We start from the raw sequence: 13,261 nt of genomic DNA on the forward strand, positions 1-13,261 counted from the left end.
CTACAACAACCTGTATGGATCAAATATGACGCTCAAAGTGGCAGTAGTCCTCCCCTGCTTCAACGTCAGGTCACACATTCTGGGGGTAATTGAGAAAATTGGCCCTGAGGTTTCCAGCATCTATGTTGTGGATGACCAATGCCCGGAATCAACGGGGAGTTTTGTTGCTGAGCAGAACAAAGACACTCGGGTCAAGGTTATTAAAAACCCCAAGAACTTGGGTGTAGGTGGTGCGGTTATGGCCGGCTACCAGGCAGCAATCGCTGATGATGCGGACATCATTGTCAAGATTGACGGTGACGGCCAGATGGACCCGGCACTCCTGCCACAACTCATTGCACCAATCGTTGAGGGTAGGGCGGATTACTGTAAAGGCAATCGCTTCTATGATCTGGAGCATGTCAGGCAAATGCCCAAAGTACGTTTGTTTGGCAATGCCGCACTGTCGCTTATGTCAAAACTATCCACAGGCTACTGGGGACTATTTGACCCCACCAATGGCTACACCGCCATTCACGCCCGTGTCGCAGCTCATCTACCGCTACAGCGTATTAGTCAGCGCTATTTCTTTGAGACAGATATCCTTTTCCGCCTGAATACTTTGCGTGCAGTCGTCTGCGACGTGCCTATGCATGCCTGTTACGGCGACGAAGTCAGTGGGCTGAAAATCAGCAAAATCCTGCCGGAGTTTCTTCTCAAGCATACCCGCAACTTCATCAAGCGCTTCTTTTACAACTACATCCTGAGAGACATGTCCCTGGCCTCTCTTGAGCTCGTAGTAGGCTTAACGATGCTGCTATTCGGCACGATCTATGGCGGCATTCACTGGTATGAATCGTCGACCACGGGCACCCTGGCAAGCCCCGGAACTATCATGATTGCAAGCCTTCCAATTATTTCCGGCGTGCAGTTCATTCTGGCGTTTTTTGCCTACGATATTGCCCGCGAGCCCACAAACCCTATAGCCGGGCTGCTTTTTGATACCCGGAAAAAGCGGGCCATTTCACCGTGAAAAAACTCCTAGTTACAGGACAAAGCGGTTTCGTCGGCAGTCACTTGGTGCAGTACCTTGCTGATAGCAGCGTATGGCACGTTCTGCCGACACCGCCCTTCGATCTCTGCGATCCAGCCTCACTGGAGCATATGCTGGCGCACGACTGCCCCGACGCAGTTATCCACCTCGCCGGACAGACATTTGTGCCCGAGGCCTTTCGCGACCCGGCCAAGACCATACAAATCAACCTGCTCGGTACCCTGAACTTATTGCAGGCACTCAAGGCGCGCGGCTTCAACGGCACCTTCTTGTATGTCAGCTCGGGAGACGTTTACGGCCAAGTAGACGAAGCGCAGTTGCCCATCCGCGAATCCCTGCCGCCCGACCCACGCAATCCCTACGCGGTAAGCAAACTCTCGGCAGAATTGTTATGCAGGCAGTGGGGCCATAGTGAAGGCTGGAGAATGCTCATTGCGCGGCCTTTCAACCATGTCGGCAGCGGCCAGAACGAATCGTTTGTGCTGTCCAGTGTGGCGCGTCAATTGACCCGGGTGAAATTAGGCTTACAAGCCCCACAACTGCTCATCGGAGATATTGATGTAACACGCGACTTTCTTGATGTGCGCGATGTTATAGCCGCCTACATTTTGCTACTCGAAAGTGGCTGTAAAGGCGATATTTACAACGTATGCTCAGGCAAAGAGCGCTTACTTCGTGACTTGATTGTTGAAATGAGTCAGCTCGCCGGTGTTCAGGTCGAACTGGTACAAGACCCGGCGCGAATGCGTCGAGCTGAACAACGCCGAGTAATGGGCAACGCTGAGAAATTACAAGAAATGACCGGATGGAGAGCCGGTATTACTATTACGGAGACCCTTCAGAGCATGCTCTCTGACTGGGCCACGAGAGAACTAGAACAATGATGAAGAACGCTCTAATCACCGGAATTACAGGGCAAGACGGTGCCTATCTTGCCAAGCTGCTGTTGGAAAAGGGATATGAAGTTTACGGATTGGTGGCGCGCCGCAGCAGTGACACCCGCTGGCGCTTGCGCGAACTCAATATCGAATCCGATATCCAGTATCTAGATGGTGATTTGGCAGATGCCTGTTCGCTCCAACGTGCTCTACTTAAGTCACGCCCTGAAGAGATCTATAACCTGGGCGCACAAAGCTTTGTTGGCAGTTCCTGGGACCAACCGGTAACGACCGGCATCGTTGATGGCTTAGGCGTCACCCATCTGCTCGAGGCGATCCGCCAGCTTTCCCCCGAGACCCGTTTCTACCAAGCCTCCACCAGCGAGATGTTTGGTCTGATCCAGGCTGAGCGCCAGGATGAAAACACCCCGTTCTATCCACGCAGCCCTTATGGCGTAGCCAAAGTGTATGGCCACTGGATTACGGTCAACTACCGGGAAAGCTTTAACCTCCATGCCTCCAGCGGCATCCTGTTCAACCATGAGTCGCCCCTGCGCGGTATCGAATTCGTTACCCGCAAGGTCACGGATGCAGTCGCCCGAATCAAACTCGGCAAACAGAAAGAACTGCGCCTGGGCAATATTGACGCCAAGCGCGACTGGGGCTTTGCCGGCGACTACGTAGAAGCAATGTGGCTGATGCTGCAACAGGACAAGGCCGACGACTACGTAGTCGCCACGGGTGTCACCACCACCGTGCGCGATATGTGCCAACTGGCCTTTGAGCATGTAGGCCTGAACTACCTCGATCATGTGGTGATTGACCCTAAATTCTTCCGCCCTGCTGAAGTTGAGGTGCTTTTGGGCAACCCAGCCAAGGCACAGGCGAAACTGAACTGGCAGGCCAAAACCAGCCTTCGCCAACTGATTGAGATGATGGTCGAAGCCGACCTGCGCCGCGTCGGCAAGGAGTAAGCCGTGCACATCATTCCTGTGATTCTGTCCGGTGGCGCAGGGACCCGGCTGTGGCCAGTCTCCCGCGAAGGGCACCCCAAGCCATTCATGCGCATGCCGGATGGCGAGTCGTTACTGACCAAAACCTATCGCCGCGCTGGGGCTGTCGCATCCGAGCAGAGCGAAGTCATTACGGTGACCAACCGTGAGCATTACTTCGCCAGCCGCGACCACTACAAGGCGACCGGCCTTGGCAAGCAGCCTGCACGCTATATTCTCGAACCTGAGGGTCGCAATACGGCTCCGGCAATTGCCATTGCGGCCTTAAGCGTTGCTCAGCGTTACGGTGACGATGCCTTGCTGGTCGTAATGGCGGCCGATCACCTGATTAACGATATCGATGCTTTCAGGCACTCCACCCAGCAGGCTGCAGAGCTTGCTAAGGCAGGGTACCTAGTCACCTTCGGCATTCCACCCAGCGCCCCGGAAACGGGCTTTGGCTACATCGAGTCAGGCGAGCCGCTTGACCAGGCGGGCGCACGCCGTGTCTCACAGTTTGTTGAAAAACCAAACCTGGAAACAGCTCAGGAATATTTGCGCAGCGGCCGCTATTTGTGGAATTCCGGCATGTTCTGCTTTTCCGCCGGAACCCTTCTGCGCGAACTGAAACAGCATGCTCCCGATATTTTCGAACTTGCCCAGCAATGCCTTGAACAAAGTCCTGAACAGGACAGCAACGGCTTTATCGTTCAGGAACTGAACGCCGACAGCTTTGGCGCTCTGCCGGATATCTCTATCGACTATGCCTTGATGGAACGCTCCACACAGGTAGCCGTTGTGCCAGCCCAGTTTGACTGGAGTGATATTGGTTCCTGGGGAGCATTCTCGGAGCTGATTCCAGCCGACTCCAACAATAACCGGGTGAGCGGCGAAGCCGTTCTGCTGGATACACGCAATACACTTGTCTATGGCGAGGATCGGCTGGTTGCGACGGTAGGGTTGGATAACCTGATTATTGTAGATACCAGCGATGCCGTCCTGATCGCCCATGCGGATCGCGCGCAGGATGTCGGCAAAGTAGCCAAGCAACTGAAGCTGAATAAGCATGATGCCTATCGCCTGCACCGTACAGTCAACCGTCCCTGGGGCACCTACACCGTTCTTGAAGAAGGCCCACGCTTCAAGATCAAGCGGATTGTAGTGAAGCCTGGGGCGACCTTGTCGCTGCAAATGCACCATCACCGCAGCGAACACTGGATCGTCGTGCAGGGTATGGCCAAGGTCACCAACGGCGGGCCCGAGCCACAGCTGGTCAACACAAATGAATCCACCTATATCCCGGCAGGACACAAACACCGGCTGGAAAACCCAGGCGTTCTGGATCTGGTAATGATCGAAGTACAAAGCGGCGAGTATCTCGGTGAAGACGACATCGTACGTTTTGAGGATCAGTACGGCAGGATTTCCTGATGGGTAAGTGGTGGTTATACCGGGGCTTTGTTCTTAGCAGTGTCAAACGGGACTTTCAGGCCCGATACCGCAACTCTCTTCTGGGCCCCGTTTGGCCTCTGCTGCAGCCCCTTGCGATGATCGTCATATACACCCTGGTGTTCTCACAAGTCATGCAGGCCCGCCTACCGGGGCTGCATGATGGGCTGGCATATGGCATCTACATCTGCTGCGGGATTCTGACCTGGGGGCTTTTTGCCGAGGTCACGAACCGCTGCCTGAGCATGTTTCTCGATAATGCCAATTTGCTGAAGAAACTCAGTTTTCCCCGGTTATGCCTGCCGTTGATTGTGTTGCTAGGGGCGCTGCTCAACTTCGCAATTACCCTGGGGATATTTCTGCTGGTACTGGTCATCATCGGCCGTTTCCCTGGTGAGTCCGTCTTGGCATTGCCTCTGCTGATAGGCCTGCAACTGATCTTTGCTCTTGGGATAGGCATGACGCTGGGCGTGCTGAACGTATTCTTTCGCGATATCGGACAGCTCTTTGCCATAGCCTTGCAACTCTGGTTCTGGCTGACACCCATCGTCTATCCGGCAAACATCCTGCCTGCAAGTCTGCAACCTTGGCTGGCCCTCAACCCCATGACAGGGTTGATGCAGTCATATCAGGGAATCTTCCTGCACAACGCCTGGCCCGACTGGCAGGCATTGCTACCTATCGTCGTTACTGGCTTGCTCAGCTGTGCAGTTGCAGCCTGTATTTTCCGGTCTAAAGAGGCCGATATGCTGGATGAAATCTGATGGGCCGGGTACGCGTCGTAAACTTGGGCAAAGCCTACAAACAGTACACCTCCCGCTGGAGCCGCCTGCGAGAATGGCTGCTGCCGTTTGGTAAATCCCGACACCAGCAACATTGGGCATTGCGCAATATCAGCTTTGAGGTCCGACCTGGCGAAGCAATCGGTCTGATTGGTTCAAACGGTGCAGGTAAAAGCACTTTGCTCAAACTCATCACCGGTACCAGCCAGCCCACAGAAGGTTCAATCGAGTTCGAAGGCCGGGTCGCTGCTCTGCTCGAGCTAGGTATGGGCTTCCACCCGGATTTCACAGGCCGCCAGAACGCAATCATGGCGGGACAGTTGCAGGGCCTTGAACTGTCTGAAATACAGAGCCTGCTGCCGCAGATCGAGCAGTTCGCGGAAATTGGCCAGGCCATCGACCAACCTGTGCGCACTTACTCTAGCGGTATGCAGATGCGCCTTGCGTTCAGTGTTGCGACCGCCAAACGCCCGGATATTCTGATCATCGATGAAGCGCTCTCGGTCGGCGACGCTTACTTCCAGCACAAGAGTTTTGAACGTATCCGCCAGTTCCGCCGGGACGGCACCACGCTGTTGATCGTGTCTCATGACCGCTACGCCATTCAGTCGATCTGCGATCGGGCGATACTGCTGAATAATGGCTGCCTGGCGAAGGAGGGCAGCCCTCAGGTTGTTCTGGATTATTACAACGCGCTGATGGCAGACAGTGAAGGCGAGTCTATTCGCCAGGAACAGCTGGAATCAGGTTATGTACAAACCATCTCCGGCACGGCCGAGGCAGTGATCGAACACGTCGAGCTGCTTGATGAAAACGGTACGCCCATTCTCGACGCGGGCGTCGAACAGCCCGTCAGGTTAGCGATCGACGTAAGGGTCCAAGCGCCACTAAGTCGTCTTGGCGTAGGCATCCTGATCAAGGACCGCTTTGGTCAGGCCATGTACGGGATCAACACTCACCGTCTGAATCAAAGCCGAACCGACTTGAAGCCAGGGGAACGCCTGCGCTTTATTTTTGACTTCAACATGCGCCTGGGTCCGGGTCATTACTCAGTGTCGCTGTGCCTTTCTCAGGAAGACTCACACCTTTCAGGCAATTACGAATGGCGCGACTACGGCTTGGTCTTTCAGGTGATCAACCGCGATAAAGAGAACTTCGTAGGATGTGCCTGGCTGGACGCCAAAGTCAGTCAACAGCCTCTTGAGCCAGCTACCACAAGTGGAGACTGCACTTGAGCCGTCTTTTATTCGAATGCTCAAACGTTTTCCGATCCCCTGGAGTCAACTCAGGCATTCAGCGGGTCGTGCGCAACATCATCCGTAATCTGCCGTCTCAGTCAGACGCTGAATGTGTGCCGGTGATTTTCGCCAATAACCGTCTTTATCGGGTCAGACAGCTCCTCCCTGGCCCAGAGCAAAAGAAACTGCCAGCACGGGTGTATCGGTGGCTTGACCGGGCCAATCATGCATTCTGGGCGCTGCACAGCCGCTACGAGTCCCGCCTGAGCATCTGCCGCCGACACAATGGGCGGCGTTTCTTCTTCATCATCTGGCGCTTGCTCGGATTACCGCTGAGCATCTCGATGCGCCTGCTTTCGTTACTCGGATACAACGACCTGCGTCAGCGCGCTGAGCCGTTCGACTGCATTCCCGGGGATCAATTAATCCTGCTTGACTCCTCATGGCAGGAACAACATTTCGTCACCGTCGAACGCCTCAAACAGCAGGGCGTGGGCATCATTGCCGTGCTCTATGACCTCATACCCGTGACGCGCCCGGAATTCTTTGATCAGCGACTGCATGCCATTTACAACACTTGGTTCGACTGGGTCATTCACCAAGCTGACGGCTTTATGTCGATATCCCGCAGCGTGCGGGATGAACTGAAGGCTGTGCTGCAGGCACGCCTAGGTAAGGCCGATGCGGAGCGGCGCTGGCATGGTTATTTCCATTTGGGCTCAGAGCTGGATCTGCGCACAGAAGAGAGCACTCCAAACCCTGACCTGGTAGATGTTTTCAACAAACCCACGCAGGTTTATCTGGCCGTCAGCACCATTGAACCCCGCAAAAACCATGCGTACCTGATTGATGCGTTTGAACATGCCTGGGCAGCCGGAAGCCAGGCCAGCCTCTGCATCATCGGCCGCATCGGCTGGAAATGCGCAGAGCTGGTTGCCCGCATTCGTAACCATCCCGAGTACGGGCAGCGCCTGTTTATGTTCAACGAGGCAGACGACAATGACCTCGAATACGCCTATGCACATGCAGACAGCCTGGTTTTCTCCTCGCACGCCGAAGGTTTTGGCCTACCACTGGTAGAAGCCATGCAACGCGGGCTGCCAGCTATGGGCAGTGACCTGCCGGTCTTTCACGAAATAGGCGGCGATTGCATGGCCTATTTTGATCTGCGCAACCCCCAGAGCCTGGCTCAACTCGTGCAACGCTTTGAGGCCGAAGGTCGCTTCCCGGCTGCGATATCTCTGGATGAATGGCAGTGGATAAACTGGCAGGCCAGTACAGGACAGTTGGTCAATGGCGTACTTGCCGCTGCCAGCTGTTCAGCGGGGGAGCCTCGGCGTGCACATAGCACTTAACACCAGCATCCTTCGTGCACCACGTACTGGCATCGGCCAGTACATCGCCGGCTTGAGTGCAGAGCTTGCCAAACTGAGCGGCACTCAACTGAGTTTCTTTACCGGCATGCGCTGGGCATCACAGCTGCCGGCCAATGCACAGCCTGGCTATTCACGTCTGAGCGCACTGGCGAAATGTCTGCCAAACGCCTATGAATTGCGGCGCTGCCTGCAACAAGGTGCATTCAATCGGGGTGTCAAAAACTTACGACCGGCGCTCTATCACGAGCCCAGCCTGTGGCCCTTTGAGTTTGACGGGCCGATGATCATGACCCTCCACGACCTGACCCATGTGCATTACCCGCACACTCAGCCGGCGGATCGCCTGGCCGAAATTGAACGGCGTGTAGGCCCCGCACTGGAGCGGGCACAACTGATCATGACGGACTCGCAGTTTGTCGCCGATGAGCTCAGTGCACATTACTCAGTTGCCCCTGAGCGCATACGCGTTGCCCATCTGGGTTATGCACAACGCTTCCGCCCCAGAGCAACCGAACAGCTGCAGAACGTGGCATCCCGCTTCAGCCTCACGCCAAACCAGTACCTGATGTGCGTGGGCACACTGGAGCCACGCAAGAACCTGCCCTTGGCCCTTGAGGCTTATAACCTGCTTCCTGAGCCGATTCGGCAACGCTTTCCGCTGTTGATTGCCGGCATGGCAGGCTGGCAACAGGATTCACTCAGCAAGCCGCTGCAAGCAGCACTTAAAAGTGGGCAGGTACGCCTTCTGGGTTACCTGGAAGACGAGGAACTGGCCGAACTGCTGGCCGGCGCGCGCACGCTACTGTTCCCATCACTATATGAAGGCTTTGGCCTGCCCGTGCTGGAGGCGATGGCCAGCGGCGTACCTGTGATCCTGTCACCTCGCGCCTCCTTGCCCGAAGTCGCCGGTAACGCAGGAACCTACGCCGACCAATCGGCTGAAGACTGGCGCGATGCAATTCAGCGACTGATTGAAGACGACCATGAGTGGCAACTGAAACGAGACCTGGGTTTACAACAGGCCCAGCAATTTTCCTGGGCCAATTGCGCTCGTATTACCGCAGCAGCTTACCGGGAGACCTTGGGATAAAACATGCGAGTACTGCACCTGTTCAAAACCTATTTGCCCGAGACCGTCGGCGGTATCGAAAGCGTCATTCTGCAAATCTGCCAAAGTGGAATAGCCCAGGGGATTCACTCCGAAGTTCTGACCCTCAGTAGTACTCCATGCGCGGAACCAGTCCAGATTGCCGATCACAAGGTTCATCTGGTCAAACGTGATCTGAATCTGGCCTCCACAGGGCTCTCCTACAGACTTATTCCGAAGTTCAAAGAACTGGCAAAACAGTTTGATCTGATCCATTACCACTTCCCGTGGCCAATGATGGATTTGCTGCACTTCGCTGCGGCAACAGGCAAACCGTCAGTTGTGTCCTACCACTCCGACATTGTTCAGCAGAAGTACCTGCTTAAACTGTATCGCCCACTCATGCATCGCTTTCTCGACAGCGTTGACTACATTGTCACCGCGTCGCCCAACTACCTTGCCACCAGTGAGGTACTCCAGCGCTATAAGCAAAAGACTGCGGTTATCCCGTACGGTCTGGATAAAACTGCCTATCCACAGCCAAGCCCGGACACCCTGCAGAAATGGGAACAACGATTCGGCAAACGCTTTTTCCTGTTTGTAGGAGTAATGCGCTACTACAAAGGCCTGCATGTACTTCTTGAGGCTGCACGGGACAGTGACTATCCAATCGTGATCGTCGGGGCAGGACCTCTGGAGCAGGAGCTGAAAGAGCAAGCGCGTCAGCTCAATCTCTCGCATGTGCATTTCCTCGGCCGGGTCGACGAGGAAGATAAAGCGGCTTTACTCCAGCTGTGCAGCACTGTGGTGTTTCCCTCCCACCTGCGTTCCGAGGCTTTTGGGATCTCTCTGCTCGAAGGGGCCATGTATGGCAAACCCATGATCTCCTGCGAGATAGGAACAGGCACCAGTTATATCAACCTTCATGAGCAAACCGGGTTGGTCGTTGAACGTGATAACCCGCAGGCGTTTCGCGCTGCCATGGATCGCTTGTGGAACGAACCCGAACTGGCTCAAGCCATGGGACAACGTGCGGAGGAGCGCTACTGGCAAGTCTTTACCGCCCAGCGCATGGGCGAGCAGATTGCAGAGTTGTATCAGCAAGTCATCGAAAGTCACGCTAACGCCAAAAGGGCTTAGTCAGCTCCATCTGGCGTTGCGCTTGGCTGATCCCGGTATCTGACAACAGCCTCTGATCCAGACTGGCAAGCTGTCGCCGGCTCCGTACGTTATGCCTCCAGCACGCCACCACAGTCCTTACCCTCCGCCAGATGCGGCGAAACGCCAATGGCCGTGGCGCGCATACGACCATGCTGGCTGGCACAAAGCTGCTCTTCATATCCGCCTCACATCACTGATGACTGGATAACAAGAGTGCCCTCAACAGGCAGAACAATGCAGATACAGGCGTGTTTAATTGTTCAGGTGCACAACTGCCTAACAGAAAACTGTACTTGTCCCTTGAAACCTATCTGTTAGCAACAAAAAAGAAGCCCCAACGCGTAGAGCGTTGGAGCTTCAAAAAATCCCATTTACTGGGGGAGCAGAATTCGTGTCGAGACTTAGCGCCAGAAAGGCTTGCTCAACTCAGCCTGGCGCTGGGCTTCGGTAATACCGGCATCAGCGAGCAGGCGGGCGTCCAGATGAGCCAGTTGGCGGCGGCTGATTGCGCGACGGCGCCACTGTACGATTGCTGAAAAAATACGCAGCGACAGAGCGCTGGAGCCATTGTTGTGGCCATGGTCAAAAAACAGGTCGGAACTGAGGGTACGTTCCATGATGCTCATCCTTCCGCTTGTGGCGGTACTGTGTTGCGTTACGATGAGGCTATTATCCGCTGCGCGCGCCCTCACTCAGTAGTCACAGCTGAGTAGAATTGTCAGGCAATTAGTTAGGTAGCTTAACAACTGTTATGGTTTTAGGCACAGAAACTGTTATACCCATGAGTGATAATGCCTACAATAAAATATTAAACAGTGAAAACAACTGCTTAATATCTATATAGCAAGATATTACTACCGGTACAGTTCTAAATTGATTGTCTCTTACAACTGAGCTGTCAAACGCCTTCTTCAACCTAAAAAGCCAGAATCTGTCCTTACGGTCAGGATATATTTCGTAGCCGCTTTCAGGCTTTTCAGCCCCCTGTAGCTGCCTGCACGCGAAACATCGGGCCCCAGACTAAAACGGCCGAAAACACCTACGATGACGAGCCATTATTTATGGCTGTTCATGGAAGCAAACCCACGGCGGCGGATTCTGTACTGCTCAACCCAAGCTTGCAGCCGCACAAGAAGTAGCGAAGCAAACAAACTTCCACCGATAACTGACAGTACATACAAAGGACCGTCCTCAGTCGGAGTCAGCTTTAATAGCTTTTCACAGCAGAAAAACACCAGCACGTGGCTGATGAAAATGGGGTATGCCATCCGCCCAAGCAAATCATCCAAAGCCACCCAACGTACTCCTGAGGGCTTGCTATTCAGAGCGATCGTAATCAGTGGCAATGTGAGAGCAGCCCCCAGCAACAGCTCAGTCACCCACGGATTGCGAAACAGACCAAAGCTCGGCGCTATCACTAACAGCATCAACAAATACAGCAGAAAGTAGGCCTGCACTATCCGCCTGTAAAAGCCGTCTTCTCGTCTTCCGTATGCCAATCCGGCAAGGAAGAACACCAAAACACCGAAAATGAAGCGATAGCCAAAATTGTTGCTGTTAAACCAACCATCACCATGAAACAGCGCCGCAATCTGTACAAATGCAGCTAGGGCAATCAGCAACAGAAAACCCACCCGCCCAAGCAGCAGAATCAAGGGCAACAGCAAATAGAAATGGAACTCTGTTGATAACGACCAAGCCGGCGGAACGATCGGTGAAGGCAAGATTGCTTTGATAGCCAGAGGGTCAAAAACATAGTTAACCGGAAGCAGGGCAAGGTTTAGCACAACCTTTAACGGATCAATTGCCTGGTTGAGGAACAGTGCATATTGAGCCGGCCCCAGCAAACGCATCAACACAGCAGTCAAAATCACGATCAAAACATACTGCGGCATCAGTTTAAGCAGACGGTCCACGTAGAAGTCCCGCACCGGGCGCACGCTATGTTGCTGAAAACGGCCGTAACTACGCCCCATCAGATAACCGCTGATGAAATAGAACAGGATCACGGAGCTGACCCCTAGGTTCAGCGGCATGCCCAAGCCCCATATATGTGAAAGCAGCACGAGCAGAGCAAGAATAAATCGAAGAATTCCTAGCATGTCTGTCTCACAGTAAAAGGCTGGGCTTGTGTATGAGTAAACTAACGGTGCGTCCTGACAGGCACTTATCGTCCCGCAGAGTAATAGCTCAGGCGCTCCAGTAATTTGGCCTGCAACACCTGCTCATCTAACTCAGGCTGGGCCTGCACACCGTATGCATCCAACTGCTCAATCAGTGTACGGGTTCTCTGAGCCGCACAATGAGCAAGAACATGGTAATACGTGTCGAGCATGCAACTGGCAGGGAAACGGCTGTCCTCAGGCTCACCGATAAAAGCGAAGTTCTCCGCCTCAACCATCTGCCGGATATCGTGGACGTATTGAACGATCTCGTTGCGCCATAGCTGATAGCACTCGTCATCATCGCGTGCCGTAACCGTCGGCCAGGCAAAAATGATCTGTGCCCCTGTGTTGTCTCGCAATTCATTGAGACGCCGAAGGTTGTCTGCAAAAACAGGGTTAATCGTTGCAAACTCAAAAAGGCCAAACAAAAACTGGTCGCAAGCCAACCCCTGAGTCAGCGACTCCATGGGCAGCGGCGCGTCAATCAGTTCATTGCCCCGCGCATTTTGTTGTATTAGCTGAGCAAAACGCTGCTGCGACTCCTGATGGACTACACCCAGCTGAGGATTCCATCGTTCCAGTGCGTTAAGCCCAACCAAACGTTCAAGCGCCAATTTCACCGGCACACTCTGGTAGACAAAACGAACTCGCTCAGGCCAGGACAGCTCCTGATAATAGAAAGCGTTGCTGCCGCTGGTATCGAGAATGCTCTCCACGTAATCGGCAGGAGCCGAGCCATCTGCCCGGTAATGCAGCCACTCCAGCGGCAAAATTACTGTATCGCCCGGGTTTAGGTGGTTGGCTAAGCGCCGTATCTTGTGCTCTAACGGATACCCTGCATTATCCGAAAGAATCAGAACCGGACGTTTAAAGTGCTTTTCCAGCGCCCGTGCATCGATCGAGTGCACAGCATTGGAACCACTCTCAACGATGATCCGGTTCGGCATATCGTCAGTTGCCCCCAGCAAAAACTGGCGATAAGACTTACCCAGCGGGGCATCAACGATAGCTAATCGGTCAATCAGCAAAAAATACCCGACCCCAAGCAGAATAAAACTGAGCACGCAGACTGATAGAAATCGAGATGAGCGCATTAACCG

General features: G+C 54.1%; 12 protein-coding genes. 9 read left to right on the forward strand and 3 right to left on the reverse strand.

What is annotated here, in order from left to right; all coding sequences use genetic code 11:
• Positions 1-25: 25 nt before the first annotated feature.
• From AO726_RS05805 to AO726_RS05845, 9 genes are read left to right on the forward strand one after another with little or no spacing between them, the layout of a single operon-like run.
• A complete protein-coding gene (locus AO726_RS05805) occupies positions 26-1,012 on the forward strand; it encodes a glycosyltransferase family 2 protein (RefSeq protein WP_058067139.1) in 987 nt (328 codons plus the stop codon).
• Positions 1,009-1,917, forward strand: coding sequence for a GDP-mannose 4,6-dehydratase (locus AO726_RS05810; RefSeq protein ID WP_058067140.1), 909 nt, complete (start codon positions 1,009-1,011; stop codon positions 1,915-1,917). The genes AO726_RS05805 and AO726_RS05810 overlap by 4 nt, the downstream gene beginning before the upstream one ends.
• Positions 1,914-2,885, forward strand: a complete 972-nt coding sequence (gmd, locus tag AO726_RS05815; protein ID WP_058067141.1) for a GDP-mannose 4,6-dehydratase — start codon at positions 1,914-1,916, stop codon at positions 2,883-2,885. Before AO726_RS05810 ends, gmd begins: the two co-directional genes overlap by 4 nt.
• A gap of 3 nt (positions 2,886-2,888) precedes the next feature.
• The gene (locus AO726_RS05820; protein ID WP_241492076.1) at positions 2,889-4,334 is read left to right on the forward strand and encodes a mannose-1-phosphate guanylyltransferase/mannose-6-phosphate isomerase; all 1,446 of its coding nucleotides are present in this window, start codon (positions 2,889-2,891) and stop codon (positions 4,332-4,334) included.
• Positions 4,334-5,116: an ABC transporter permease gene (locus AO726_RS05825; protein WP_058067142.1), complete on the forward strand. Its 783-nt coding sequence runs from the start codon at positions 4,334-4,336 to the stop codon at positions 5,114-5,116. The genes AO726_RS05820 and AO726_RS05825 overlap by 1 nt, the downstream gene beginning before the upstream one ends.
• On the forward strand, positions 5,116-6,369 hold the full coding sequence (locus tag AO726_RS05830) for an ABC transporter ATP-binding protein (RefSeq protein ID WP_058067143.1): 1,254 nt from the start codon (positions 5,116-5,118) through the stop codon (positions 6,367-6,369). Before AO726_RS05825 ends, AO726_RS05830 begins: the two co-directional genes overlap by 1 nt.
• Positions 6,366-7,727 (forward strand): glycosyltransferase family 4 protein, encoded by a 1,362-nt coding sequence (locus AO726_RS05835; protein ID WP_058067955.1) that lies wholly within the window; start codon positions 6,366-6,368, stop codon positions 7,725-7,727. Before AO726_RS05830 ends, AO726_RS05835 begins: the two co-directional genes overlap by 4 nt.
• On the forward strand, positions 7,711-8,838 hold the full coding sequence (locus AO726_RS05840) for a glycosyltransferase family 4 protein (RefSeq protein WP_058067956.1): 1,128 nt from the start codon (positions 7,711-7,713) through the stop codon (positions 8,836-8,838). Before AO726_RS05835 ends, AO726_RS05840 begins: the two co-directional genes overlap by 17 nt.
• Positions 8,839-8,841: 3 nt before the next feature.
• Positions 8,842-9,975, forward strand: coding sequence for a glycosyltransferase family 4 protein (locus tag AO726_RS05845; protein WP_058067144.1), 1,134 nt, complete (start codon positions 8,842-8,844; stop codon positions 9,973-9,975).
• A gap of 422 nt (positions 9,976-10,397) precedes the next feature.
• On the opposite strand, the gene AO726_RS05850 is transcribed toward AO726_RS05845, so the two are convergent.
• The 3 genes from AO726_RS05850 to AO726_RS05860 all read right to left on the reverse strand — a co-directional run bounded on the left by AO726_RS05850 (position 10,398) and on the right by AO726_RS05860 (position 13,255).
• Positions 10,398-10,613, reverse strand: coding sequence for a DUF1127 domain-containing protein (locus AO726_RS05850; RefSeq protein WP_058067145.1), 216 nt, complete (start codon positions 10,611-10,613; stop codon positions 10,398-10,400).
• A gap of 438 nt (positions 10,614-11,051) precedes the next feature.
• Positions 11,052-12,098 carry an acyltransferase family protein gene (locus AO726_RS05855; protein WP_082629066.1) on the reverse strand — a complete coding sequence of 349 codons (1,047 nt, stop codon included), beginning with the start codon at positions 12,096-12,098 and terminating at the stop codon, positions 11,052-11,054.
• 65 nt (positions 12,099-12,163) lie between these two features.
• Positions 12,164-13,255 carry a hypothetical protein gene (locus AO726_RS05860; RefSeq protein ID WP_152987248.1) on the reverse strand — a complete coding sequence of 364 codons (1,092 nt, stop codon included), beginning with the start codon at positions 13,253-13,255 and terminating at the stop codon, positions 12,164-12,166.
• Positions 13,256-13,261: the final 6 nt, after the last annotated feature.

The organism is Pseudomonas sp. TTU2014-080ASC (assembly GCF_001446935.1).
Taxonomy (GTDB): domain Bacteria; phylum Pseudomonadota; class Gammaproteobacteria; order Pseudomonadales; family Pseudomonadaceae; genus Aquipseudomonas.

Bases quoted from the DNA above. Each gene is read 5' to 3' on its own strand.
- AO726_RS05805 (WP_058067139.1), top strand. From the start codon at position 26: ATGACGCTCAAAGTGGCAGTAGTCCTCCCCTGCTTCAACGTCAGGTCA.
- gmd (WP_058067141.1), top strand. From the start codon at position 1,914: ATGATGAAGAACGCTCTAATCACCGGAATTACAGGGCAAGACGGTGCC.
- AO726_RS05825 (WP_058067142.1), top strand. From the start codon at position 4,334: ATGGGTAAGTGGTGGTTATACCGGGGCTTTGTTCTTAGCAGTGTCAAA.
- AO726_RS05830 (WP_058067143.1), top strand. From the start codon at position 5,116: ATGGGCCGGGTACGCGTCGTAAACTTGGGCAAAGCCTACAAACAGTAC.
- AO726_RS05845 (WP_058067144.1), top strand. From the start codon at position 8,842: ATGCGAGTACTGCACCTGTTCAAAACCTATTTGCCCGAGACCGTCGGC.
- AO726_RS05850 (WP_058067145.1), bottom strand. From the start codon at position 10,613: ATGGAACGTACCCTCAGTTCCGACCTGTTTTTTGACCATGGCCACAAC.
- AO726_RS05855 (WP_082629066.1), bottom strand. From the start codon at position 12,098: ATGCTAGGAATTCTTCGATTTATTCTTGCTCTGCTCGTGCTGCTTTCA.
- AO726_RS05860 (WP_152987248.1), bottom strand. From the start codon at position 13,255: ATGCGCTCATCTCGATTTCTATCAGTCTGCGTGCTCAGTTTTATTCTG.